Source organism: Prevotella heparinolytica, from assembly GCF_002998535.1.
In the GTDB taxonomy this organism is placed as follows: Bacteria; Bacteroidota; Bacteroidia; order Bacteroidales; family Bacteroidaceae; genus Bacteroides; species Bacteroides heparinolyticus.
The window spans coordinates 1,930,109-1,953,992 of record NZ_CP027234.1 but is presented as its reverse complement, the minus strand read 5'-3'; the positions used below and the strand labels follow the sequence as shown (position 1 = coordinate 1,953,992).

General features: G+C 50.1%; 22 protein-coding genes and 1 pseudogene. 10 read left to right on the top strand and 13 right to left on the bottom strand.

The genetic code is table 11. The features are described from left to right. The first annotated feature begins 27 nt into the window (after positions 1 to 27). From bamA to C3V43_RS07990, 8 genes are all read left to right on the top strand, one after another. Complete coding sequence (gene bamA / locus C3V43_RS08025; RefSeq protein WP_106069358.1) at positions 28 to 2,667, top strand: outer membrane protein assembly factor BamA; 2,640 nt, start codon at positions 28 to 30, stop codon at positions 2,665 to 2,667. A 43-nt stretch (positions 2,668 to 2,710) separates the two neighbouring features. Beyond that, positions 2,711 to 3,226, top strand: a complete 516-nt coding sequence (locus C3V43_RS08020) for an OmpH/Skp family outer membrane protein (protein WP_106069357.1) — start codon at positions 2,711 to 2,713, stop codon at positions 3,224 to 3,226. 55 nt (positions 3,227 to 3,281) lie between these two features. Then, positions 3,282 to 3,788 carry an OmpH/Skp family outer membrane protein gene (locus C3V43_RS08015; RefSeq protein ID WP_106069356.1) on the top strand — a complete coding sequence of 169 codons (507 nt, stop codon included), beginning with the start codon at positions 3,282 to 3,284 and terminating at the stop codon, positions 3,786 to 3,788. A gap of 110 nt (positions 3,789 to 3,898) precedes the next feature. Then, positions 3,899 to 4,738 (top strand): glutamate racemase, encoded by an 840-nt coding sequence (murI, locus tag C3V43_RS08010; protein ID WP_106069355.1) that lies wholly within the window; start codon positions 3,899 to 3,901, stop codon positions 4,736 to 4,738. Positions 4,739 to 4,812: 74 nt separating this feature from the next. Next, entirely contained in the window at positions 4,813 to 5,052 is a 240-nt protein-coding gene (locus C3V43_RS08005; RefSeq protein ID WP_106069354.1) for a DUF2007-related protein, read from the top strand. Then, on the top strand, positions 5,042 to 6,142 hold the full coding sequence (gene proB / locus C3V43_RS08000; RefSeq protein WP_106069353.1) for a glutamate 5-kinase: 1,101 nt from the start codon (positions 5,042 to 5,044) through the stop codon (positions 6,140 to 6,142). Before C3V43_RS08005 ends, proB begins: the two co-directional genes overlap by 11 nt. Before the next feature lie 22 nt (positions 6,143 to 6,164). Beyond that, positions 6,165 to 7,412 (top strand): glutamate-5-semialdehyde dehydrogenase, encoded by a 1,248-nt coding sequence (locus C3V43_RS07995; protein ID WP_106069352.1) that lies wholly within the window; start codon positions 6,165 to 6,167, stop codon positions 7,410 to 7,412. Positions 7,413 to 7,435: 23 nt separating this feature from the next. Then, positions 7,436 to 8,389 (top strand): N-acetylornithine carbamoyltransferase, encoded by a 954-nt coding sequence (locus C3V43_RS07990; protein WP_106069351.1) that lies wholly within the window; start codon positions 7,436 to 7,438, stop codon positions 8,387 to 8,389. Positions 8,390 to 8,670: 281 nt separating this feature from the next. Here C3V43_RS07990 and C3V43_RS07985 read toward each other — a convergent pair whose 3' ends face one another. The 11 genes from C3V43_RS07985 to proC all read right to left on the bottom strand — a co-directional run bounded on the left by C3V43_RS07985 (position 8,671) and on the right by proC (position 20,374). Continuing rightward, complete coding sequence (locus C3V43_RS07985) at positions 8,671 to 9,057, bottom strand: rhodanese-like domain-containing protein (RefSeq protein ID WP_106069350.1); 387 nt, start codon at positions 9,055 to 9,057, stop codon at positions 8,671 to 8,673. Positions 9,058 to 9,064: 7 nt separating this feature from the next. Continuing rightward, entirely contained in the window at positions 9,065 to 9,748 is a 684-nt protein-coding gene (locus C3V43_RS07980) for a NigD1/NigD2 family lipoprotein (protein ID WP_106069349.1), read from the bottom strand. Between the two features lies 1 nt (position 9,749). After that, the gene (locus C3V43_RS07975; protein ID WP_106069348.1) at positions 9,750 to 10,907 is read right to left on the bottom strand and encodes an acyltransferase; all 1,158 of its coding nucleotides are present in this window, start codon (positions 10,905 to 10,907) and stop codon (positions 9,750 to 9,752) included. Between the two features lie 24 nt (positions 10,908 to 10,931). Next, positions 10,932 to 11,906 (bottom strand): D-alanine--D-alanine ligase, encoded by a 975-nt coding sequence (locus C3V43_RS07970; RefSeq protein ID WP_106069347.1) that lies wholly within the window; start codon positions 11,904 to 11,906, stop codon positions 10,932 to 10,934. Beyond that, a complete protein-coding gene (locus C3V43_RS07965) occupies positions 11,903 to 12,970 on the bottom strand; it encodes an RluA family pseudouridine synthase (protein ID WP_106069346.1) in 1,068 nt (355 codons plus the stop codon). The genes C3V43_RS07970 and C3V43_RS07965 overlap by 4 nt, the downstream gene beginning before the upstream one ends. A gap of 57 nt (positions 12,971 to 13,027) precedes the next feature. Then, on the bottom strand, positions 13,028 to 13,684 hold the full coding sequence (locus tag C3V43_RS07960) for a PASTA domain-containing protein (RefSeq protein WP_106069345.1): 657 nt from the start codon (positions 13,682 to 13,684) through the stop codon (positions 13,028 to 13,030). Between the two features lie 432 nt (positions 13,685 to 14,116). Next, positions 14,117 to 15,361 carry an acyloxyacyl hydrolase gene (locus C3V43_RS07955; RefSeq protein WP_106069344.1) on the bottom strand — a complete coding sequence of 415 codons (1,245 nt, stop codon included), beginning with the start codon at positions 15,359 to 15,361 and terminating at the stop codon, positions 14,117 to 14,119. Between the two features lie 16 nt (positions 15,362 to 15,377). Continuing rightward, a complete protein-coding gene (locus C3V43_RS07950; protein WP_106069343.1) occupies positions 15,378 to 17,045 on the bottom strand; it encodes an AMP-binding protein in 1,668 nt (555 codons plus the stop codon). A gap of 63 nt (positions 17,046 to 17,108) precedes the next feature. Beyond that, positions 17,109 to 17,663 (bottom strand): helix-turn-helix domain-containing protein, encoded by a 555-nt coding sequence (locus C3V43_RS07945; RefSeq protein WP_106069342.1) that lies wholly within the window; start codon positions 17,661 to 17,663, stop codon positions 17,109 to 17,111. A 79-nt stretch (positions 17,664 to 17,742) separates the two neighbouring features. Continuing rightward, positions 17,743 to 19,542, bottom strand: coding sequence for a sensor histidine kinase (locus tag C3V43_RS07940; protein WP_106069341.1), 1,800 nt, complete (start codon positions 19,540 to 19,542; stop codon positions 17,743 to 17,745). A gap of 58 nt (positions 19,543 to 19,600) precedes the next feature. Further along, positions 19,601 to 20,374 (bottom strand): pyrroline-5-carboxylate reductase, encoded by a 774-nt coding sequence (gene proC, locus C3V43_RS07935; RefSeq protein ID WP_106069340.1) that lies wholly within the window; start codon positions 20,372 to 20,374, stop codon positions 19,601 to 19,603. Between the two features lie 209 nt (positions 20,375 to 20,583). Here proC and C3V43_RS07930 point away from each other — a divergent pair, with 209 nt between their 5' ends. Beyond that, a complete protein-coding gene (locus C3V43_RS07930; protein WP_106069339.1) occupies positions 20,584 to 21,024 on the top strand; it encodes a DUF6078 family protein in 441 nt (146 codons plus the stop codon). A 286-nt stretch (positions 21,025 to 21,310) separates the two neighbouring features. Further along, positions 21,311 to 21,531: pseudogene (locus tag C3V43_RS14785) on the top strand (helix-turn-helix domain-containing protein); the annotation flags it as partial. Positions 21,532 to 21,665: 134 nt separating this feature from the next. Here the strand turns inward: C3V43_RS14785 and C3V43_RS07920 are convergent. After that, positions 21,666 to 22,790, bottom strand: coding sequence for an aspartate aminotransferase family protein (locus C3V43_RS07920; protein ID WP_106069338.1), 1,125 nt, complete (start codon positions 22,788 to 22,790; stop codon positions 21,666 to 21,668). An 88-nt stretch (positions 22,791 to 22,878) separates the two neighbouring features. Beyond that, positions 22,879 to 23,847, bottom strand: a complete 969-nt coding sequence (argC, locus tag C3V43_RS07915; RefSeq protein WP_106069337.1) for an N-acetyl-gamma-glutamyl-phosphate reductase — start codon at positions 23,845 to 23,847, stop codon at positions 22,879 to 22,881. Between the last annotated feature and the right edge of the window lie 37 nt (positions 23,848 to 23,884).

Here is a 23,884-nt window from a genome sequence, read left to right as displayed (position 1 = left end):
TCCAAAACATATTTAATCATAACATAAATGCATTATCGTATTTTCTTCATACTCGTGACGTTTATCTGTCTTTTCGGCGGTGTATTGACAACTGCCGCACAAAACGTAAATAGTACCGATGAAACCGAGAAACCGGTTATACTCTATTCGGGAACGCCCAAGAAATATGAAATAGCAGATATAAAGGTGGAAGGAGCTCCCAATTATGAGGACTATGTAATCATCGGATTGTCCGGATTATCCAAAGGACAGACTATTACCGTTCCGGGCGACGAAATTACGCAGGCTTGTAAACGCTATTGGCGTCATGGATTATTTTCCGATGTGGAAATCACGGCAGATAAGTTGGAAGATAGCCGTATATGGCTGACTATCCACCTGACTATGCGGCCGCGCGTATCCGATATTCGCTATAATGGCGTGAAGAAGTCGGAACGTGAAGACTTGGAGAGCAGAATCGGCATGATAAAAGGCGGACAGATAACGCCGAACTTGGTGGATAGAGCCAAGACTCTGATTAAACGTTACTTTGACGACAAGGGTTTCAAGAATGCCGATGTAATCATTACGCAGAGAGATGATCCGGAGAAGAAAAACGAAGTCATCGTCAATATCGATATCGACAAGAAAGAGAAGGTAAAGGTTCATGAAATCACCATTGTAGGCAACAAGGCCGTCAAGACCAAAAAGCTGAAGCGTGTGATGAAGAAAACCAATGAAAAGAATAAACTGGTCAATATATTCCGCACCAAGAAGTTTATCGAGGATAATTACGAGGCGGACAAGCAACTGATTATCGACAAATACAACGAGTTGGGTTATCGTGATGCTGCCATTGTGAAAGACAGTATCAAAGCCTATGACGATCGTACGGTAGACATTTTCATGCAGATTGATGAAGGGCAGAAGTACTACCTGCGAAATGTGACGTGGGTGGGAAACACCTTATATCCTTCCGAACAGTTGAATTTCCTGCTTCGCATGAAGAAAGGAGATGTATATAACCAGAAGCTGTTGGAAGAGCGTACCACTTCGGACGATGACGCTATCGGCAATCTTTACTATAATAACGGTTATTTGTTCTATAATCTCGAACCGGTAGAAGTGAATGTCGTAGGCGACTCCATTGATTTGGAGATGCGTATTTTCGAAGGGCGTCAGGCCACTATTAATAAGATAAGCATCAAAGGAAACGACCGTCTGTACGAGAACGTTGTCCGTCGCGAATTGCGTACCCGTCCGGGTGAGCTGTTCAGCCGTGAAGACTTGATGCGTTCCATGCGTGAGATTCAGCAGATGGGACACTTCGACCCCGAACAGATCAAGCCGGATATTCAGCCTAAACCGGAAGATGGTACGGTAGATATCGGTTATGACCTTGTGTCTAAAGCCAACGACCAGGTGGAGTTCTCTGCCGGATGGGGACAGACGGGTGTCATCGGTAAGCTGAGTTTGAAGTTCACCAACTTCTCGCTTGCCAACCTGTTGCATCCGGGCGAGAATTACCGTGGTATTCTGCCGCAAGGCGATGGACAGACTTTGACCATCAGTGGCCAGACCAATGCCAAATACTATCAGTCTTACAGCATCTCGTTCTACGATCCTTGGTTTGGCGGCAAGCGTCCCAACGCATTCTCTGTGTCGGCATTCTACTCTCGTCAGACGGATATCAGCAGCCAGTATTACAACTCGGCCTACAGGAACAACTATTACAATAGTTATTATAGCGGCATGTATGGCTATGGTATGTACAATTATGGCAATTACAGTAGCTACGAAAATTACTACGATCCGGACAAATCCATCCAGATGTACGGTCTTGCGGTGATGTTCGGCAAGCGTCTGAAGTGGCCGGACGACTACTTCCAGTTCACAGCCGAGTTGTCTTATCAGCGTTATATCTTGAGCGACTGGCAATACTTCCCCGTTACAAACGGTAAATGCAATAACCTGAGCATCAACCTGACCTTGTCTCGTAGCTCTATAGACAATCCTATTTATCCGCGTCAAGGTTCCGAGTTCTCGCTTTCTGCCCAAATCACACCGCCCTATTCTTTGTTGGACGGTAAGGATTACAGCAAGTACAACACCAGCAGTCAGGAGGATATGAACAACATGCACAGATGGATTGAATATCATAAATGGAAATTCAAATCCAAGATCTATATCCCGTTGATGGACCCGATTTCAGTGAAACGCACTCCGGTAGTGATGGGGCGTGTAGAGTTCGGCTTGCTGGGACATTACAACAAATACAAGAAATCTCCTTTCGAAACATTCGATGTGGGGGGTGACGGTATGACCGGCTATTCCAGCTATGCGACGGAAAATGTTGCCCTGCGCGGATATGAGAACAGCTCTTTGACACCTTATGGTAGCGCAGGTTATGCTTATACCCGTCTTGGCTTGGAATTAAGATATCCCTTGATGCTGGAAACCAGTACAAGTATCTATGCGCTGACGTTTGTCGAAGCCGGTAATGCTTGGCACGACGTGAGCAAGTTCAATCCTTTCGAACTGAAGCGTTCGGCCGGTGTGGGTGTACGTATCTTCCTCCCGATGATTGGTATGATGGGTATTGACTGGGCTTATGGCTTCGATAAGATAAACGGATACTCCAATTATGGCGGCAGTCAGTTCCACTTTATCTTGGGACAGGAATTCTAAGCGATGAACAATTATAAATGACAATTTTTAAAAACGTAATGTTATGAAGAAGAGTTTATTCATCCTTTTGATGCTGTTTGTCGTAGGTGCATCAGCTAATGCGCAGAAGTTCGCTCTGATTGACATGGAATATATTTTGGGAAATATACCGGCTTATGAGCGTGCCAACGAACAACTGGAACAAGTCTCCAAGCAGTGGCAAGGTGAGATAGAAAAGATTGCTGAAGAAGCTAAAGCGATGTACAAGAATTATCAGTCGCAGACAGCCTCTCTCTCTGAGGTGCAGAGGGGCAAGAAGGAAGAAGAAATTGTAGCCAAAGAAAAATCTGCGGCCGACTTGCGTCGTAAATATTTCGGGCCGGAAGGCGAACTGAACAAGAAACGTGAAAGTTTGTTGCAGCCTATTCAGGACAAGATATACAATGCGGTCAAGGAAATTGCAACGCAGAGAGGATATGCCGTAGTGTTGGATCGCGCTTCTGCATCGAGCATTATTTTTGCTTCGCCTAATATCGACATCAGCAATGAAGTACTTGCAAGGTTAGGATATTCGAATTAATTTCATACATTTGCATCCGTTCAATAAATGATTAATCAAATAAACAATAAACATTATGCTTAAAAAAATCGCACTATTCGTTGTCATGTTCATTCTCCCGTTGGGAGCCATGGCGCAAGCAAAATTTGCTCACATGAATTCTCAGGAAGTAATTGCCGTTATGCCCGAATTTACGAAAGCACAGGCTGATTTGGACAACATGTCTAAGAAGTATCAGGAAGAAATGACGCGTACCAATGAGGAATTTCAGAAGAAGTATCAGGAGTTTTTGGCACAAGCCGACTCTCTTCCCAAAAATATAGCCGAAAGACGTCAAAAGGAATTGCAGGATATGGCTCAACGTCAGGAGCAATTCCAGCAGGAAGTTTATCAGTCTATGCAAAAGGCACAGCAAGAGGCTATGGCTCCTATTTATAAGAAACTGGACGAGGCCATTCAGGCAGTGGGCAAAGCAGAAGGCGTGGTTTATATTTTCGACTTGGCCCGTACTCCGATACCGTTCGTAGGAGCGCAAAGTACAGATGTAACCGCTAAAGTAAAGACTCAGCTGGGTATTAAATAATAACGGTGAGAAAAATCTTTTTTTTGATATGCAAGCGCGGATAGTTTTATTCGCGCTTATTTTTTATTATATCCAAATATGCTATCTTTGCGAGAAAGTGAAGAAACGGCATGAAACAGATATTACCTTCCACACCGGGCCCTATCGGTGTATTTGATTCCGGATATGGCGGACTGACCATTTTAAGTAAAATACGAGAGACGCTTCCGCAATATGATTATATTTATTTGGGTGACAACGCACGTGCTCCTTACGGGACTCGTTCGTTTGAGGTTGTCTATGAGTTTACTTTGCAGGCTGTCGTCAAACTCTTCGGGATGGGGTGCCAGCTGGTTATTCTGGCTTGCAACACTGCTTCGGCAAAGGCTTTGCGCAGCATACAGATGAACGACTTGCCCCGTCTTGACCCGACACGACGTGTGTTGGGAGTAATCCGTCCTACGGTAGAGTGTATCGGCAGTATCACTCGTAGCCGTCATGTCGGTGTGCTTGCCACGGCAGGAACTATTAAGTCCGAGTCCTATCCGTTGGAAGTACACAAACTGTTTCCAGACATTAAAGTAAGTGGAGAAGCCTGTCCGCTATGGGTGCCGTTGGTAGAAAACAACGAGGCGCAAGGAGATGGAACGGACTACTTTGTGCGTAAATATATCAATGAACTTCTTGCCAAAGACCGGCTGATAGACACGGTTATTTTAGGATGTACGCATTTTCCCCTTTTATTGCCCAAGATTCAACAATACATGCCGGCGGGCATCACTGCCGTTACTCAAGGAGAACTGGTGGCGGACAGCTTGAAAGATTACCTTTCTCGTCATCCGGAGATAGATAAGAAATGTACCAAAGGCGGAAGGTGTGTCTATCGGACCACAGAATCGGAAGATAAGTTTACGGAATCGGCCTCTGTTTTTCTCAATGAGTCGATTAAGGTGGAAAGGATTGAGTTATAATTTCCTGCTTCTACGCGTTATAACAAAAACATTTGTTATATTTGTGCGACAGAAACCTCTAATTTTATACCGTTATGAAGGAAGAAGATAAAAGTAAGATAGTCGAGGTGTTTGCCGGCTCGCCGTGGGAAGCGGAACTTGTGAAAAGCTTGTTGGAAAATAACAGCATTGAAGCCGCGACAAAAGACGGAATGGTAGTAAACGTTGTATTACCGGACACCGCAGTGGATGTTTCTGTTCTCGTCAACGAAAAAGACTATGAAGCAGCAATGGAGGTGGTTCGCGAATACGAGAAGAAAAGAAATGAGAATTGACTTTAGTAGAATTGCTGTCAAGATAGGCAGCAATGTTTTGGCACGTCGCGACGGTACGCTCGACATTACGCGCATGTCTGCGCTTGTAGACCAGATAGCAGAATTGTATAAAGCGGGTATGGAAATCATCCTTATTTCTTCCGGGGCGGTGGCTTCGGGACGTAGTGAGGTACATCCTAATAGAAAGTTGGACAGCGTAGACCAGCGACAACTTTTCTCTGCCGTGGGGCAGGCCAAGCTCATCAACCGCTATTATGAATTATTCCGTGAACACGGCATCCCTGTAGGGCAGGTTCTCACGATGAAGGAGAGCTTTGCCACCCGCCGTCATTATCTCAACCAGAAGAATTGCATGACCGTGATGCTGGAAAACGGTGTCATTCCCATTGTCAATGAGAACGATACCGTTTCCGTGAGCGAGTTGATGTTTACCGATAACGATGAACTTTCCGGATTGATAGCCTCCATGATGGATGCGCAGGCACTGATTATTCTCAGCAACATCAACGGTATCTACAATGGTTCGCCTGCCGATCCGACATCGCGGGTCATCCGTGAGATAGGGCAAGGAGAAGATTTGTCTTCTTACATCCAGACTACGAAATCCGGCTTCGGACGTGGCGGCATGCTGACGAAAACGAGCATAGCCCGCAAAGTGGCAGACGAGGGTATCACCGTTATCATTGCCAATGGCAAGAGGGATAACATCTTGGTGGACATTATCGGGAATGAGAAATTAAAGACGCGAAATGACGAACCGGAATATACGCGTTTCATCCCTTCGCCGGAGCCGGTTTCCAGCGTCAAGAAATGGATTGCCCACAGCGAAGGCTTTGCCAAAGGAGAGCTGCACATCAATGATTGTGCAACAAAAGTGCTGACTTCCGACAAAGCCGTCAGTATTCTGCCGATAGGAATCGTCTCTGTGCAAGGGGAGTTCGAAAAGGACGACATTGTGCGAATCATCGACTTTGAAGGCAATCCCATAGGTGTGGGAAAAGCTAATTGCAATTCGGCCCAAGCACGTGAGGCTATGGGGAAGCACGGTAAGAAGCCGATTGTACATTACGACTATTTATATTTGGAATAACCAGCTAAAACCACTTACAAATATGGACTTAAACAGAACCTTTGTCGCTGTGCAAGAGGCAGCCTGCAAACTGCCGGGCTTGAGCGATAAGGATATCAATGAAATATTATCGGCCGTTGCAGATGCGGCTGTGGAACAAGCCGGTTTCATACTTGGTGAAAACCGGAAGGACTTGGAGCGCATGAATCCTGCCGACCCTAAATACGATCGTCTGCAACTGACCGAAGAACGTTTGCAGGCTATTGCCTCGGATATTCGGAATGTGGCTTCTCTGCCCTCGCCATTGGGACGGATACTGAAAGAAGATGTTCGTCCTAACGGGCTGAAGATAAAAAGGGTGAGTGTGCCTTTCGGAGTAATCGGCATCATTTACGAAGCCCGTCCCAACGTCAGTTTCGATGTGTTTTCGCTTTGCTTGAAGAGCGGTAATGCCTGTATCCTGAAAGGAGGTAGCGATGCCGATTGTTCCAACCGTGCCATTGTTCGTGTGATACACGAGGTGTTGATGCGTTTTCAGGTAGACAGGCACGTGGTGGAGCTGTTGCCTGCCGACCGTGCAGCAACTGCCGAGCTGTTGCATGCCAATGGTTATGTAGACGTCATTATCCCTCGCGGCAGTAGCGGGCTGATTGATTATGTGCGGCAAAATGCCACCATACCGGTCATCGAAACAGGAGCAGGCGTATGCCATACCTTTTTCGACCGTTACGGCGATGTCCGGAAAGGTGCGCCTGTTATCCGTAATGCCAAAACACGCCGTGTCAGTGTCTGCAATGCGTTGGATTGCCTGATTATTGATGCAAACCGCCTGTCCGACCTTCCTGCACTTTGTGCCTCCTTGAGCGATAGCAATGTTACTCTTTATGCCGACCGGCCTGCATACAAGGCATTGCAGGGCAAATATCCCGCGGAATTGCTGCAACCTGCCGACGAAGATTGTTATGGCAAAGAGTTTCTGGACTATAAAATGGCCGTTAAGACTGCGGACTCCCTGCACGATGCCTTGGCGCATATCCGGAAGTATAGCTCCAAACACAGCGAATGCATCATTACGGAAGACCGCCTGCATGGCGAACGATTCTGTCGCGAAGTAGATGCGGCCTGCGTCTACGTCAATGCACCGACCTCTTTCACAGACGGTGCCCAGTTCGGGTTAGGCGCCGAAATCGGTATCAGTACCCAGAAGCTCCATGCCCGTGGACCGATGGGATTGGAAGAGATGACCACATACAAATGGATTGTCGAAGGAGACGGACAAATCAGAAACTAATAATCATATATAAAAAGAGAGAGATGAGGAACTTTACTTGCGTGCAAGACATCGGTAATCTGAAGTCTGCATTGGACGAAGCATTCGAGATTAAGAAAGACCGTTTCAAATATGTGGAGTTGGGGCGAAACAAAACGCTGATGATGATATTCTTCAATTCCAGCCTGCGCACCCGCCTCAGTACGCAGAAGGCTGCCATGAATCTGGGTATGAACGTCATTGTGTTGGACATCAACCAAGGCGCATGGAAGCTCGAAACCGAACGGGGCGTCATCATGGACGGCGAGAAACCGGAACACTTGCTGGAGGCCATCCCCGTGATGGGCTGTTACTGTGATGTGATAGGCGTGCGCTCCTTTGCCCGCTTCGAGGACAAAGAGGAGGATTACAATGAAATGATATTGAATCAGTTCATACGCCATTCCGGCCGGCCGGTATTCTCCATGGAGGCTGCCACGCGCCACCCTTTGCAGAGCTTTGCCGACCTCATCACCATCGAGGAATATAAAAAGACGGCTCGCCCCAAAGTGGTTATGACTTGGGCACCGCATCCGCGCCCGTTGCCTCAGGCTGTTCCCAACTCTTTTGCCGAGTGGATGAATGCCACGGACTATGATTTTGTCATTACACACCCCGAAGGGTATGAGCTTGATCCGGCGTTTGTGGGCCGTGCCCGCGTGGAATACGACCAAATGAAAGCCTTTGAAGGAGCTGATTTTATCTATGCCAAGAACTGGGCAGCCTATACGGGTGATAACTACGGCCAAATATTGAGCAAAGACCGTGACTGGACAGTGAGCGAACGGCAGATGGCTGTGACCAACAATGCCTACTTCATGCACTGCCTTCCGGTTCGTCGCAATATGATTGTGACGGACGACGTCATCGAGAGCCCGCAATCCATCGTTATTCCCGAAGCGGCCAACCGTGAGATTTCTGCCACGGTGGTGCTGAAAAGACTGATTGAGGGGCTGTGACAACGCAATAAGGGGCTGTGCGGATTCGACAGTAAGAAACGAAGTTTGCGGGATGCCTTCCGAAAGTCGATGGCTCCCGCATGAAAACATTTGCTTCTGACGGAAGTGTTTTCTATCGCAAGGCTTGCGATGTACATCTTGCGCCTTGCGATATACATCTTAGCGCCTGCGATGTATAACGCAAGCCTTGCGATGGAGATTTCTCCCTGATCTCTTCCTGCTTTAGATAGGGCAGTGCCGGATTTCTTTCGCAGGCGACAGGATTTTCTGCCTTTTCGCTTCTACTTCTCCGTCTGCTTTCCCGCTGCCAGCCAACCTATGAAGCCCTCATTCAAATCGTAGACGGTATATCCTTTTTCACTCAATATGGATGCGGCTTTCTTGCTGCGTTTGCCGCTGCGGCAATATAGAGCGACCGGTTTATCCTTTTGCAAAACAGAATCTGTCACTGTCTCGAAATTCTTGTCCAGCACGTTGATGTTGATACTGCCGGGGATATGCTCTTCGGAATATTCGACGACCGTGCGCACGTCCAGCCGTTGCACCTCCGGGTTGGCTATCAATGCGGCAAACTCGTCTACGGAAAGACTTTTGAAACCGTTTCCCTTTTGCTGACAAGAGAAGAGGGTGGAAAAGAACAAGCAAAGGCTTGTAAATAGAAATTTCATTGGTATATTATATGTTAGATGGGATATAATCAAGGTTGTAGGTCTTTAATTCTCCGGAGGTTGTGTTCAGAGTAAAATGTACGGTTACTTGCTTCACGCCTTTTGTTGCGGCATAGCGATGCAGAGGTACGGAGAGATAGGCGCGTTTCGTGAAAGCCTGCACATCGTTCTTTGCATCGTGATAGAGCCTCAAGAAAACATCACATCGACCGGTTTCTGTATCTATGTGTACTTTATCTTCAATAAAGTGGAAAAGGTGGAGAGCCTTCTGCATCTTGACGGTCAATACGATATTGATGTAGCCGAGACCCGACCATATGCTTTGCACATTGGCAGGATCTGTCTTTACTCCCTCCTTGAATCGGTGGGGTGGCACCGGAAGTGGAGATACGGCAGTGATCCAGCTATACAGCTTCACTCCGGCAGTGCCGTCAATGCCTTTCGTTTCGGCATAGCTGCCTACCATACGAACGAGTGAATCGGCAGGGATGGTGGTCTTTGTTGCGTTTTCCACTATCTGATAAGTCTTTCCTTCGTCCGTCACCACGGACTGCAAAGTACCATCGGCTCCCGAAAATCCGGTCAGGAACTCTGATTTTACAGACGGGTAGTAGTGCTCCTCTTCACTGCCGCAAGCCACCGGCAGGCAGGCCAGTACGGATAGGAGCCATACATAATAAAGCTTCTTCATATCACTGCTCTTTTGTTGCCGCCAAATGGTTCTTCAACGGATTGGCATACATCGATAACATCTTTTCGCGCAGGAAGTTCTCGTCTTTGCCCTCTATCTCGATTCGTGCCAACTGTTGCTCCAGATAGGTGAGGAAACGTTGGCGGTCTTCCGGCGTATAGTGCGATGTGAAGTTGTCGTTGCCCTCAAGAAGGTCGTGCGCCACGTAGTTGTTCGGATAAATCTTGTAATTGGAATGGATGCGCTTGTCTATCAATGCCGATATACGACCGAAGAGTTCCGTCTTGGGCAGCGTGCCGTCCATCTTGCACAGCTCGTCGTTGATGCAGGTTCCGGTTTGGAAGTGTACGTGTCCTTTATAGCCGAAGAGACCGGTCTTCATGTTCAGCAGGTCGTCGGCGGTAGACTTCTTGTATTCCGGATTGTCGCGCTTCAGTTGAAATTCCCATGCTTTCAGGTAGTCGCACGGGTCATATTCGTAGGAGAGGGCGGTCGGTGCAATATTCATCTCCATCAATCGGTCGATGACAGAGCCTTCGCCGCTCATGGCGAGCATCTTCAGTACGCTGTCTTGCGTGCGGTCGTCAGAATCCTTGGCCCGTCCTTCGCGCTGGGCAATCCAGATGGACTGTTTCTTCCGGTTGATGGCAAAATGCATGTAGGCCGACAGGCGCATGGACGATTCCAACATCTGGCGCATGGGCAGCCCGCGCTGCACGATGAACGACTTATTGACGCGTACCAGCTTCTTTATCCACGGATAGATGAGCAGATTATCCCCGATGGCTATTTCGGGAGTGTCCAGTCCCCAGTCTATCAGCAAAACGGAGAGGAAGCCGGAGTCGAGTATAATGTCGCGGTGATTGGAGATGTAAGTGAAATTCTTTCCCTCGTCCGGCAATGCGGTGTGGTCGAGCGTCACTCCGTCCGTGGCCTCCTTGATTAATTTCTGTAAAAGGGGATAGCAGAAGGTCTTCTGAAACTCCAGTTTTGTTTTGCAGGCACGCATCTGCCGGGCAAGCAGTTCGAAAGGGACGCCGGGCATAACCGTTGAAACAGCTTCGCGGAATGCCGCATCGGCAATCAGCTCCTCATAAATCTGCGGAAGCTCTTCGTCGTGATAAGGACGGATTTCATCAAATTCTACGTTCGCGTTCATAATAGTCGGGGATTAGTGTTACCGCTAAAATGCATTTTCTATAATATCTGTCATTACATCCTTTATATCCAGTCCGGCGGCACGCACCTGTTGCGGGATGAAGCTGGTGGCTGTCATGCCGGGTGTGGTGTTCACTTCCAGCAGGTTTATCTTCTCGCCGGCCGTGATGATGTAGTCCACGCGGATGATTCCTTGGGCATTCAGTATATCGTATATGGCGGAGGTGAGTTGCTGCACGCGGTCGCGCAATTCGTCCGGGATGCGGGCGGGGGTAATCTCATCGGATTCGCCGTTGTATTTGGCTTCATAATCGAAGTACTCGTTGTGCGACACCACTTCCGTCAGGGGGAATACCACGCTCTTTTCTTTCGTTTTGTAGCAACCGCAGGTCAGCTCCATCCCCTCCATGAAGGCCTCCACCAACACTTCCTGTGCCTCGTCAAAGGCTTTGGCAATGGCCGGCTGTATCTGCTCGCGGGTCTTTACTTTGGTTACGCCGAAACTGCTGCCTCCCAAGCCGGGCTTGATGAAACAAGGCAGGCCTATTTTCCCGATGACGTCTTCGTCGGAAATCGTCTGCCCCTTGCGCAACAGCAATGATTCGGCAATGCGCACCCCAAACGACTTGAGATACTGGTTGCAGGCAAACTTATCGTAAGTGAGGGAGGCCGCCAGCACGCCGCAGCAGGAGTAGGGGATGCGCAGCATGTCGAAATAGCCTTGCAAACGTCCGTCCTCGCCCGGAGTGCCGTGAATGGTGATATAGGCAAAATCGAACACCACCTTCTTGCCGTTCAGCAGGAAACTGAAGTCATTACGGTCTATGGGCGCTGTTGTACCGTCGGGCAGCCGGACATGCCAGTCGCGGCCGTGCATCTGCACGATGTAAAGTATATATTTCTCCTTGTCGATGAAGGAATAAATTCCTTGCGCACTGCGCAGGGACACCTGAAATTCGGAGGTATCACCTCCTCCTACAATAGCAATGGTACGTTTCATTCTAAATCTCTGTTACTGATGTAGCTTCTCCATTTATCTATCAGCCGGGCCATGTCGTCGGGCAGTTCGGAGCTGAAGTTCATCTCTTCTCCGGTGGCGGGATGTACAAAACCTAATGTCATGGCGTGCAACGCCTGCCGCGGACAAGTGTCGAAGCAATTATTTACAAATTGTTTGTATTTGGCAAAATGAGTTCCTCGCAGGATTTCATGACCGCCGTAGCGTTCGTCATTGAAGAGGATGTGGCCGATGTGCTTCATGTGCACACGGATTTGATGGGTGCGCCCCGTTTCAAGGATGCACTCCACCAGAGTGACGTAGCCCAGACGCTCCAATACTCTGTAGTGAGTCACAGCGTGTTTGCCTTGGTCGTCGGGGAGGACGGCCATCTGCATGCGGTCTTTGGGATTTCGTCCTATGTTTCCTTCGATGGTACCTTCGTCTTGTTCCACATTCCCCCATACCAGTGCACGATAGCGACGCTTGGTGGTCTTGTGGAAGAACTGATTGCCGAGGTCGGTCTTCGTGTCCGGCGTCTTGGCTATCACCAGCAGTCCGGAGGTGTCCTTGTCGATGCGGTGCACCAGCCCCACGTGCGGGTCGTTGGCGTCATAATCGGGGGTATCTTTCATGTGCCAGGCAATGGCATTGACAAGGGTGCCGCGATAGTTGCCGTGTCCGGGGTGTACCACCAGTCCGGCGGGCTTGTTCACCACCATGAGGTATTTGTCTTCGTAGACGATGTCGAGGGGGATGTCTTCGGGGATGACTTCGTTTTCGTAGCGCGGGCGGTCCATCACCACGGTGATTACGTCCTGCGGCTTCACTTTGTAGCTGCTCTTCACGGGTCTGCCGTTGGCCATCACGAAACCGGCATCGGCGGCTTTCTGTATGCGGTTGCGCGAGGCATTGGTCAGTCGGTCGAAAAGGTACTTGTCCACACGCATCATTTCTTGTCCCCTATCCACCACTACGCGGAAGTGTTCGTAGAGTTGCGCCTCGTCGCCCACGGGTTCTATATCGTCCAACTCATCATTCTCTATGTCGTCAGGCAGTTCTATCATCTGTGCATTTGCTATATCGACTGTTTGCAATTGGCGCTTCAGGGGTGTCCATCTTCGTCAGAACCAAGATTCATCTGTTGCCGACTTATCGGATGATGTCACAGGCTTGGCGTCGGTTCCGGTCGACTCTGTTTCCAGCGAATCCGTTTCTTGCGGAAGTTCTCCGCCTCCGCCTACCATCAGCGTCAAGGCAGCACCCACAGGAACTTTCTCTCCGGTTGTCAGTTGGCGGTCTTTGTACTTCACGCCATATACCCAATCCTTCTCTCCGGGCACATACTGTATTTCGGCCAGCTTGAAGCCCACAGCCAGCAAGCGTGCCTCCGCCTGTCGCAGCGAGCTGTTGTCCGCCACGTCCGGAACGCTTTGCAGGGGTATGTTCAAGGAGTTGATGGTGAGATAAATGATGCGGCCTTCCTTTACCTTGTGTCCGGCGGCCGGATTGTAGTCGAGGATACACCCGGCAGGCATTGTCTTCACATAGTTGGAATCAGAGACAACACAGTTCAGTCCCCGGTTGCGGAACATCTTTTCCGCTTCTGCCACTCCCATGCCTTTCACATTGGGCACAACCACGGCATCGCCATGATGCGTATATATATCCAGTCCTTTCAGAACTCCGAACAGCACGACAATTATGGCAACAACCATTGCGATGATATTCACCCAAAAGTATTTGTTTTGCCGGAAAGAGAAAAATTCTTTGATAGTCATAAGCTATTGTTGTACATTATCCGGGGCAAAGATACAACTTTAGACACATACTACACGGAGAAACTGTAAGTTTTTGTTTTTTCAGTCGTCTTTCTCCCGCTTCCGAAGCAGGATGAAGAGAAGTGTCTGAGGGCGGGAAAAGGCGTGTTTGTCAAACGCCTGTGTTTGACGTGACAGGCACAAGTGTTCAAGACGACAGGCACAAGTCTTTGTCATGTCAGGCACAAGTGTCTGTCACGACAGAGACCGGTGTCTGGCAAACAAGGTGCAAAGAACTTGTTTCAGCTCTGTTTGAGGGCTGTCCGGCAACGGCAGGAAACAGCCCGTATGCCGTTTGGGATTCCTGACTCGAAGCTTCTCAGCGCTGTTGCCCGATGTGCCGGTGGATGGCTGCGACCGGTTCCTGCTTGCGGCAGGAGCGGGCGGGTTAGGTCAGAACAGCTTCGGACGTTTGTTATTGAAGCGATAGCCGATGCCCAGCATCAGGTAGTTCGGGTCGTGAAATTCGCTGAGGCTGTAGCCTATGTGCAGGTAGGAGTTGCGCCATACGTCTATCTTCAGGGCCAGTATCTGGTAGAAGGTATTCATGTCGCCGCCGCCATGCAGCACATTGGCGCCGAGACCGATGCCCACGGTGAAATAGGGCATCACAAACTCGCCGCGTGCAGACAAACCCAAGGCCAACCGTTTGTCAACCGTCGGAGTGAGAAATTCCTGGGAGTTTTCATTGGCCCGTATGTTGGCACTGCCGTCATATACGCCGTCCAACGATATGCCCGCACGGAACTTGTAGCCGAAGTTGTACATCGGTGCAAGGCCGAAGCCAAACACGGGATAGGTGTCGGGAGCAGGCACTTGTCCGCCGGGGACATTCACGGCTTTCTTCCTCCACGAGCCGAACAGAGTCAGGTCGTAGCTGACATGGCGGGGGAAAGGGGGAACGATTGGACGTTGGCGCAAACCTGCTGTCTCGCAAGGTTTGCGATTGAAGTTGTATATCAGTCCTATCTTGCCGTCTATCGTATTCAATCCCGAATTGGGGTATCGGGTGTTTCCGTTGGAAAAGTGGTTTCCGGCAGCTCCCAGCGTGAAGTCCAACAGGGGAGAGAGCGCCCAGTTCAGATAGAGGTTCACATTGAGGTAGGCGTTGGCGGGAGAACCCATTATCTTATTATAAGGGTTGCTTGTCTCGTCGTAAGGTTTCCAGCCCCACGAAACGCCGAAATTCCACTCGTAGTTGAGCGACAGGCGGCGAGAGAGCCGGGCAATGCTTCCGCCTTGAAACAGGTAGAGGGCAAGCGGATTGCCCAGTTCTTGGCGGTTGCCGAAGTTGAAGCAGCCTAAGCCGATGCCTTGGTAGGCATCGATATAAGCTTTCGAGGCAGTGGTGTGAGGACGAAGCTGAAAGGCATACTTCAGATGACCGGCATAAGCTGTTTCCATTCTCCTCATCAGGCTGTTTTCTCCCTTCAAGAAAGCGTTGGTCGGGAAGATATAGCCTGCCCGGCCTTCCACTTCCAGTCTGTGGATGAATCGTTTTGCAAACGAAGTCGTGTCCGAGGCGTTGTGCGGATAATCATCGGCAGCCTTTGTCTGTGCATATAGCGTGCCGAACCAGAGGAGCGTCGCCCCTATGATAAGGGGCAGCAGCTTCCATGTTCGTTTATCTTTTTCCATATATCGGGCTGTCGTTTTAAGGGAGAGGTTGTTTTTCATCGTTCTTCCTGATTTCCACGCGACGGATTTTGCCGCTGATGGTCTTGGGCAGTTCGTCTACAAACTCGATGACGCGCGGATATTTATACGGAGCAGTCACTCTCTTCACATGGTCTTGCAACTCTTTGACGAGCGCTTCGCTCGCCTGCTTCTTATACTCTTTGGACAATACGACGGTTGCTTTCACCACCTGTCCGCGTATCTCGTCGGGCACTCCGGTGATGGCACATTCCACCACGGCGGGGTGGGTCATCAGTGCACTCTCCACCTCGAACGGACCGATGCGGTAGCCGCTACTCTTGATGACATCGTCGGCACGACCCACGAACCAGTAGTAGCCGTCTTGGTCTCGCCATGCCACGTCGCCCGTGTAGTAGATGCCGTCGTGCCATGCCTCTTCCGTCAGTTCGGGGGCGCGGTAATACTCTTTGAAGAGGCCTATGGGTTTTTCCTTGTCCGTGCGGATGACGATTTGCCCCTGTTCGCCGTCTTCGGCCGGGCGGCCGTCAGGAGTCAACAGGTCGATGTCGTATTGCGGATTGGGCACGCCCATGCTGCCCGGCTTCGGCTCCATCCACGGGAAGGTGCCGAGGGTAAGCGTGGTTTCCGTCTGCCCGAATCCTTCCATCAGGCGTATGCCGGTGACTTGCTTGAACGTTTCGTAGACCGAATAGTTGAGCGCCTCGCCGGCGGTGGTGCAGTATTCCAAGGACGAGAGGTCATATCGGGTGATGTCTTCTTTGATGAGGAAGCGATAGATGGTGGGCGGTGCGCAGAGCGAGGTGATGCGGTAGTCGTGTATCTTGCCCAGTATGTCGGCAGGCGTGAATTTCTCGTGGTCGTAGACAAAAATGTTGGCACCGGCAATCATCTGTCCGTACAGTTTTCCCCAGACGGCTTTTCCCCAGCCGGTATCGGCAATGGTGAGGTGCAGGCTGTCGCGGTGCAGGTTGTGCCAGAATCCGGCGGTGACGATGTGCCCTAACGGATAAGTGAAATCGTGTGCCACCATCTTCGGATTACCCGTTGTCCCGCTGGTGAAGTACATCAGCGAGATATCCTCGTTGCTGTTGGCATGCGCCGGGCGGATGAATGCGGGAGCAGCTTCCACCCCTTTGTGAAAGTCTTCGAAGCCTTCGGGCATGTCCGGCCCGATGCTGACAAGTGTTTTCAGGCTGGGCGATTGCGGCATGGCATCTACAACGTGCTTGATGATGACCTCTTCGCCGGCGCAGACTATCATTTTGATGTCGGCGGCATTACATCGGTAGACGATGTCTTTCTTCGTCAGCAGGTGGGTGGCGGGGATGGTTACCGCACCCAGTTTGTGCAGGGCGATGATGCTGAACCAGAACTCCACGCGCCGTTTCAGTATGAGCATCACCATGTCGCCGTGGCCTATGCCGAGGCTTTGAAAGTAAGCGGCGGTGCGGTCGGTTTCGGCCTTGAGGTCGGCGAAAGTGTATTGGCGGCATTCGCCTTGGTCGTTGGTCCAGAGTAGTGCCTTCTTGTCAGGCTCTTCGGCAGCCCAAGCATCTACTATGTCGTAGCCGAAGTTGAAGTTCTCCGGCACATTTATTTTTAAGTTCTTGATGAAATCTTCTTGCGAAGAAAAAGAGGTTTGCGATAAAAATCTTTCTAACATGTTGCTGATGTGCTAACGTATATTAATGTATGGCAGATGTGCCGGTTACACAAGATTGTATTTCTACATGATGACTGCAAGGAAGCGCACGGTTTTCCCGTCCAGCGCTTTCATGCCGTGGGGCAGCTTGGAGTTGAAGTACAGGCTGTCCCCCTCGTTCAGTATCAGTTCTTTGCCGTCGATGCAGAGCATCATGCGTCCTTCGAGCACAAGGTTGAACTCCTGACCGGGATGGCTGTTGAAGTGCATCGGCACGTCGTCGGGCTTCGGCTCCACAGTGACGATGAACGGGTCGGCATTGCGATTGATGAAGCCGGCGGCCAGCGATTGATACTTATAGGCTTTGGTGCGTTCGATGCTGGTTCCTTTTCCGGCACGTGTCAGGAAGTAGGAGGTCATCTTGGGCTCTTCGCCAAACATCAAGGCGTCCAATGCCACACCGTAGCGGCGGGCAATCTTTTGCAGCATGCTGACGGAGATGTCATGGTCGCCGGTTTCGGCAAGGCTGTATTCTTCGGCGGAGATGTCGCAGTCGCGGGCAATGTCTTCGATGGTCAACTCCAGTACGTCGCGCAGTCCGCGCAGACGTTCGGCTATTTGTTTAATCTGTTCGTCCATTATGTAGATGTATTTTCTTTACTGTATATCGGCAAAGGTAACCATTTTGCCGTTTATATAACCTTTGTGGCGGTAGATTTTATTTCAGTCCCAGCCAGAACCAGAAGGTACTGCCTTTGCCGGGGGCAGATTCTACGCCTATCTTTCCATGCATACAGTCGGCAAGTGTCTTGCAGATGCTCAACCCCAAGCCCGTGCCTTTCACCAAAGAGCCCAACTTCTCGAATCGGTCGAAAATCTTGTCCAACAACTCGTTCGGTATGCCCGTTCCGGTGTCGGTTACTGTAAACTTCACTCCTTCGGCTTCTTCCTGATAGCCGATGGTGATGGTGCCTTCGTCGGTGTATTTGATGGCGTTGTTCACGAAGTTGGTCAATACGGCCGTCAGGCGTTGGCGGTCTTGGTACATCGTGATTTGTTTGCCTCTCGGTGTGTAGACGAGCTTGATGGGCAGTTCTTTAAACTTGGGATGGTAGGAGGCATAGATTTCGTTCATCAGTTCTTCCACATCGAAAGAGGTCTTTACGAACTTGACACTGCCTGATTCCAGATTGCTGAGGTCGAGAATATCATTGATCAGCATGAGTAATTGTTCGTTGTTCGACCGGATTATATTTCCAAACGATTTTTTATCTTCCGGGCTTACCTCTTCCGTGGCCAGTATGTCGCTGAATCCCACAATGGCATTGAGCGGTGTGCGTATCTCATGGCTCATGTTGGCAAGGAAAGCCGTCTTCAGCCGGTCGCTCTCCTCGGCTTTCAGTCGGGCCAGATAGATGTCGGTCACGTCGGTCAGTGTGCCGTAGTAGCCCACTACCTTGTCTTCTATGTTTTTGATGGCTGTGCCTCGGAACTCCATCCATTTCACTTGCCCGGTTGTCGTGTTGAATCGCATGATGAAGGAGTAATCGGTTCCCTGCACCTTGTTTTCGGCTATGATGCGCTCAAATTCGGCTTTGTCGTCTGCGTGTACGTGGTTGTGGATACTGAAGTCCGGGGTGTATTCATTTACTTCCAATAGTCGTTTCAGCTCTTCGGAATACACACATTTGCCTGTGTGATAGTCTATGCTCCATGAGCCTACTCTGCCCACTTTTTGCGAGATGCGGAGCATTTGTTCGGTCTGTGCCTTCTCTGTTTCGTCTATGCGGGCAATGCCGTATTCCTTCAGTTTGCCTTCTTCGTCGAAGAGAGGAATCTGGATGAATTTGTAGTAGTGATAATCCATGCCGTTTTCCCATGCACAGCTGCAATGAAACTGCTGCATCTGTGTGCAAAGGGCTTCGCTGCGTTCAAGGTATTTGCTCACTGTCTCTTTGTCGTCGGGGTGGGTGAATTGCAATAGCTGTTCGGCTGTCATGTCCGGCTCGTATTCATCGAGATAGGGGTCGATGTTGTGGAAGATGCGCGTATATGGATTGTAGCGCCATAGGGTGATGCCGCAGCTTTGGTTTATCAGGTGGGCATGATTGGTATAATTGGCCAATTCCGTATTCCTCTCAGCCTTCCTTGCATGGGCGGTTATATCGCGTTGGGTGCAGAGAATGTAGTCCGTTTTACCCAGATGGTCTGCGTGGCGCATGCAGTGAATGCGGTGGAGGCGAAAACTTCCATCACCGCTTCTTATTCTGAAATCTTTCCGGTTTTTGTGTATCTTGCCCGTTGAAATATCGTTGAACATTTGCACATAGCCGGGGGCATCTTCCGGATGTATAAGCGTGATAGTTGTTTGAAAATCCAATTCGTCGGGGACGAATGTTTTTTCTTTGTAAATGTATAATCGGTTATCAGCCACAGTCAGAATGCGAACCTCGGTTTGTGCCCCTTCAATGATAAATTCGAGCACCTCTTCTTTTATATCCGCAAGATTCAAATCCATTTGAGTTGATATTTAAACTGTTATAAGTTGTGAGGAATATTGTTTTGAACAGGCTTTGTCAGCTACTCTTCTTGATTGCCTTTATCACGGCCGAGGTGAATCCTTCGTGCTCCAGCTCGTTGATGCCCCGTATGGTGATGCCGCCGGGCGTGCACACTTTGTCTATTTCCGCGCCGGGGTGCGTGTCGTTGTTCAGTATCAGCTCTGCCGCGCCTTTCACCGACTGTGCCACCATCTTCATGCCGTCTTTGGGATAGATGCCCAGCTCGATGCCTGCCTGCATGGCTGCCTGAATGTACTTCAGCACGTAGGCGATGCCGCAGGAAGTCATGGCGGTGGCGGCGGCCATCTTCTCTTCGGGCAGCAGCATGGCCAGCCCCATCTCGTTGAAGATGTCCAGCATCAACTGTTCTTGTTCGGCGGAGGCGTTATGGCTGCTGATGAGCGTCATGCTCTGCATCTCGCTGATGGCGGTGTTGGGGATGAGGCGGAACAGTGTCTGCCGGTCGTTCCCGATGTATTCTGCCAGCTGTTCGCACGTGATGCCTGCCGCCACGGATACGAAAAGGGCGTCCGATGCTATTTGCAGTTCCTTTATCACGGGCTCCGCCAGCCACGGCTTCACGGCAAGGATTATCATGTCGGCCTTGTCCGCGGCTTCACGGTTGCCGGTTGTCACGTGCAGGGAAGCGTGCTCCGCCTGCAATTTGTCTAATTTCTCTTGCGAGGGGTCTGCCACGGTGATGTTTCCGGCAGGGACGATGCTGCCCTTTGCCATGCCTCGGGCGATGGCTCCGCCCATGTTTCCGGCTCCGATAATCGCTACTTTCATATTCGTTTCTTTTCTGAGAATCTGTTTAGGCTTTATTGGGGAAACTTATTTAAGGCTCTCAAAACAGACTCTAAGTGCGTTGTTTTGACAGCAAATATAGTGATTTATACATTGCGGAGCAGTGGATGAGAGTGAAAAAAGTAAGCTGTTAAAGGAATAATGCCTATCTTTGTCCTGTCATTGGAATGTTTTTTTGAAATAAAGCACTTATGAATACTGATTTTGATTACAGCCTTGTTCCCGAAAACTATGTTCACTGCTTCAACGCCGACTGCCGGCACGGTGACAACTGCCTGCATCGCCTTGCGGCTCTCCATGCCCCGAAAGAGCCCGTCGTGCTCCGTTGTGTCAACCCCGTGGCCTATCCGAAGCCGGCGGGCATGTGTCCTCATTTGCGCTCGGCGGATAAGGTGCGCTTGGCATGGGGCATTTCCGCTTTGTGCAACGAGGTTCCCTACGGCATTGCCACCGGTTTGTTAAGCAAAATTCGCCAATCTTTCTCCAAACCCACTTACTATCGCATCTTGCATCAGGAACGCCCTCTATACGTTGAAGAGCAGAAGATGATAGCCGACCTCTTTGCCCGCAGCGGTACGGACGGGAAACCCGTATACGACCGTTATACGGAGGAATATGATTGGAAAGATTGAAGTTTCATGCTTTCCACGAGGGCTTGACCAAAAGTTTCACCCCTCTTCGTTACTGTGAGACTATACTTCCCAATACGACTGAAGCCACCTCACTCGTATTGGGAAGTGGCTTCAGTCGTATTGGGAAGTGGCTTCACTATATAAGGGGAAAGATAGGGGGTATGAAATGGGGCGTTTTTTATTCCGAATCGGCATATAAAACCTTATAATGCGGCTTTGTTTTGGTTTGCATTTATGAAGCAACAACAGCCCATCGTTTCCTTTTTTGTTCCATCTCGGAAAATGTGCTGAATTCGATGAAGAAGCATACGCTTTCTATACTGGTCAGATACTGCTTGACGCTCGTAAAAATGCACGTTTGACACAAGAAGAGTTGGCTAAACGTATCGGAACTGACAATCATACATCTCACGAATGGAAAAAGGGATTACGGTTCCGAGTGTGGCGACTTTTTACAGGATGGTAAATGCCTTAGGCTTGAACGTAGAACTTAAACCGGCATTATGAATGAAGCCGAAGAATTCCGTATGCTTCCGTGCCTGAAAGAAGTTATGAAGATACTTTATGCCTGAAAAAAGGAGATGTGTTCAAAACATTCACATCTCCTTCTCTTTGTATGTTGTATTTGTCGCTACTCTCTTTTATTCCAACACTCTCCTGAGACGTTCGAGGAATATATCCGCCTCTTTCAGGCTGAGGCAGAGGGGCGGAAGCAGGCGAATCACGTTCGTGCCGCTGACACCGGTAAACACGTGTTGCTCTTTCAGGAGTCTCAGCCGCAACTCCTTGATGGGAGCTTCGAATTCCAGACCAATCATCAGGCCCAAGCCACGCACGTCCTTGATTTGCGGCATCTTCTTCAGCTCTTGCTGCAAATAAGCGCCTACCTTGGCGGCATTCTCCACAAGGTTTTCCTGCTCCATCACGTCCAATACGGCAAGTGCGGCGCTGCAAGCCAGATGGTTGCCGCCGAAAGTCGTGCCAAGCTGTCCGTGGATAGGAGCGAACATGGGGCTGATGAGTACGCCTGCCATCGGGAAACCGTTGCCGATGCCTTTGGCCACGGTGATGATGTCGGCCTTGATGCCGTGATGTTGGTGGGCGAAGAACTTGCCGCTGCGTCCGTATCCGCTCTGTATCTCATCGAGAATCAGCACCGTGTTGTGCTCGGTGCAAGCCCTGCGCAGGGCACGCATAAACTCGCCGGTGGGCAGTTGTATGCCGCCCACCCCCTGAATGCCTTCGATGATGACGGCACAGACATCGCCTTTCGCCAGTTCCGCCTTCATGGCTTCGATGTCGTTCAAAGGCAGGTAGGTCACGTGTCCGCACTCGTTGATGGGGGCAATGATTTTAGGATTGTCGGTGGCCTCCACCGCCAGCGAGGTGCGCCCGTGGAAAGCCTTCTTGAAGGAAACCACACGCGTCCGTCCGTTGTGGAAAGAAGAAAGCTTCAGGGCATTCTCGTTGGCTTCGGCGCCGCTGTTGATGAGGAATAAGGAATAGTCGTCGTAGCCGCAGACCTTTCCTAACCGTTCGGCCACCTGTTGCTGCAATTTGTTGATGACGGAGTTGGAATAAAATCCCAGTGTCGCCACTTGCCTGCTTATCATCTCTACATAATGCGGGTGGGCGTGGCCGATGGAAATGACAGCGTGGCCGCCATAGAGGTCGAGATATTCCGTTCCGTTCTCGTCCCATACACAGCAACCTTTTCCTTTGACGATATGGATGTCAAAAAGGGGATATACATCGAATAAATTCATAAGCTAAAGAGGTAAGTTACCATCGTTTTATGTGATTAAATACAGTTTTCCTTACCCTCCTTCCCTTTCCTGCGGGAAGAGAGGCTTTTTAAAATGCACTCGGCTTCAGCTTAAGTCCCACCGTCTCTTCCAGATTGAACATCAGGTTCATATTGTGCACAGCCTGTCCGCTGGCACCTTTCAGCAGGTTGTCTATGCAAGAGATGATGAGCAGCTTGTTTCCGTGCTTCTCCAAGTGGATGAGGCACTTGTTGGTGTTCACCACCTGCTTCAGGTCGATGTTCTTCTCCACGATGTGCGTGAAAGAGTCTTTGGCATAATACTCCTCGTACATGCGTACGATTTCTTCCAACGCCACTTTGGTCTTCACTACGATGGTGGCGAAGATGCCGCGAGGGAAGTCGCCGCGATAGGGGATGAAGTCGATTTCCGAGTTGAAACTGTTTTGCAACTGCTTGAGCGACTGCTTGATTTCGGGCATGTGCTGGTGCTCAAAGGCCTTGTAGACACTCAGGTTGTTGTTGCGCCAACTGAAGTGGCTCGTTGCGCCCGGCTTTACGCCTGCCCCCGTGCTTCCGGTGATGGCATTCACCGTAATGTCGTCGTTCAGCATCAGGTGCTTTGCCAGAGGCAGCAGTCCCAACTGGATGCAAGTGGCAAAACAGCCCGGATTGGCAACGTGCTTTGCCGTGCAGGTGGCACGTCGGTTCAATTCAGGCAGACCATAGATGAAGTCGTGTTCGGGCGAAGCGATGCGGTAGTCCATGGAGAGGTCGATAATCTTCAGCTCTTCCGGAAGGTTGTGGCTCTCCAGAAATTTCTTTGTGTCGCCGTGTGCGGTACAAAAGAAGAGCACGTCGATTTCGTCCAGCGGAAGGCGGTCGGTAAACTCCAAATCCGTTTCACCGTACAGGCCTTCGTGCACGTCGGTGATTTTGTTTCCGGCATTGCTCGAACTGTTGATGAAAACGATTTCCGCTTCGGGGTGGTTGATGAGCAGGCGTATCAGTTCGCCTGCCGTGTATCCGGCTCCGCCGATAATTCCTACTTTAATCATGTTGTCAATATCTGTTGTTTTTTCGGTATAAATATAA

What these genes read in the sequence shown, in the direction of transcription:
- proB (WP_106069353.1), top strand. Translation starts at nt 5,042, where the DNA reads ATGAGAATTGACTTTAGTAGAATTGCTGTCAAGATAGGCAGCAATGTT.
- C3V43_RS07940 (WP_106069341.1), bottom strand. Translation starts at nt 19,542, where the DNA reads ATGGATTTGAATCTTGCGGATATAAAAGAAGAGGTGCTCGAATTTATC.
- C3V43_RS07975 (WP_106069348.1), bottom strand. Translation starts at nt 10,907, where the DNA reads ATGAACGCGAACGTAGAATTTGATGAAATCCGTCCTTATCACGACGAA.
- C3V43_RS07965 (WP_106069346.1), bottom strand. Translation starts at nt 12,970, where the DNA reads ATGATAGAACTGCCTGACGACATAGAGAATGATGAGTTGGACGATATA.
- C3V43_RS08015 (WP_106069356.1), top strand. Translation starts at nt 3,282, where the DNA reads ATGCTTAAAAAAATCGCACTATTCGTTGTCATGTTCATTCTCCCGTTG.
- C3V43_RS07985 (WP_106069350.1), bottom strand. Translation starts at nt 9,057, where the DNA reads ATGAAATTTCTATTTACAAGCCTTTGCTTGTTCTTTTCCACCCTCTTC.
- proC (WP_106069340.1), bottom strand. Translation starts at nt 20,374, where the DNA reads ATGAAAGTAGCGATTATCGGAGCCGGAAACATGGGCGGAGCCATCGCC.
- murI (WP_106069355.1), top strand. Translation starts at nt 3,899, where the DNA reads ATGAAACAGATATTACCTTCCACACCGGGCCCTATCGGTGTATTTGAT.
- C3V43_RS07950 (WP_106069343.1), bottom strand. Translation starts at nt 17,045, where the DNA reads ATGTTAGAAAGATTTTTATCGCAAACCTCTTTTTCTTCGCAAGAAGAT.
- C3V43_RS07990 (WP_106069351.1), top strand. Translation starts at nt 7,436, where the DNA reads ATGAGGAACTTTACTTGCGTGCAAGACATCGGTAATCTGAAGTCTGCA.
- C3V43_RS07995 (WP_106069352.1), top strand. Translation starts at nt 6,165, where the DNA reads ATGGACTTAAACAGAACCTTTGTCGCTGTGCAAGAGGCAGCCTGCAAA.
- C3V43_RS08020 (WP_106069357.1), top strand. Translation starts at nt 2,711, where the DNA reads ATGAAGAAGAGTTTATTCATCCTTTTGATGCTGTTTGTCGTAGGTGCA.
- C3V43_RS07980 (WP_106069349.1), bottom strand. Translation starts at nt 9,748, where the DNA reads ATGAAGAAGCTTTATTATGTATGGCTCCTATCCGTACTGGCCTGCCTG.
- C3V43_RS07945 (WP_106069342.1), bottom strand. Translation starts at nt 17,663, where the DNA reads ATGGACGAACAGATTAAACAAATAGCCGAACGTCTGCGCGGACTGCGC.
- C3V43_RS07955 (WP_106069344.1), bottom strand. Translation starts at nt 15,361, where the DNA reads ATGGAAAAAGATAAACGAACATGGAAGCTGCTGCCCCTTATCATAGGG.
- C3V43_RS07930 (WP_106069339.1), top strand. Translation starts at nt 20,584, where the DNA reads ATGAATACTGATTTTGATTACAGCCTTGTTCCCGAAAACTATGTTCAC.
- C3V43_RS08005 (WP_106069354.1), top strand. Translation starts at nt 4,813, where the DNA reads ATGAAGGAAGAAGATAAAAGTAAGATAGTCGAGGTGTTTGCCGGCTCG.
- C3V43_RS07960 (WP_106069345.1), bottom strand. Translation starts at nt 13,684, where the DNA reads ATGACTATCAAAGAATTTTTCTCTTTCCGGCAAAACAAATACTTTTGG.
- bamA (WP_106069358.1), top strand. Translation starts at nt 28, where the DNA reads ATGCATTATCGTATTTTCTTCATACTCGTGACGTTTATCTGTCTTTTC.
- C3V43_RS07970 (WP_106069347.1), bottom strand. Translation starts at nt 11,906, where the DNA reads ATGAAACGTACCATTGCTATTGTAGGAGGAGGTGATACCTCCGAATTT.
- C3V43_RS07920 (WP_106069338.1), bottom strand. Translation starts at nt 22,790, where the DNA reads ATGAATTTATTCGATGTATATCCCCTTTTTGACATCCATATCGTCAAA.
- argC (WP_106069337.1), bottom strand. Translation starts at nt 23,847, where the DNA reads ATGATTAAAGTAGGAATTATCGGCGGAGCCGGATACACGGCAGGCGAA.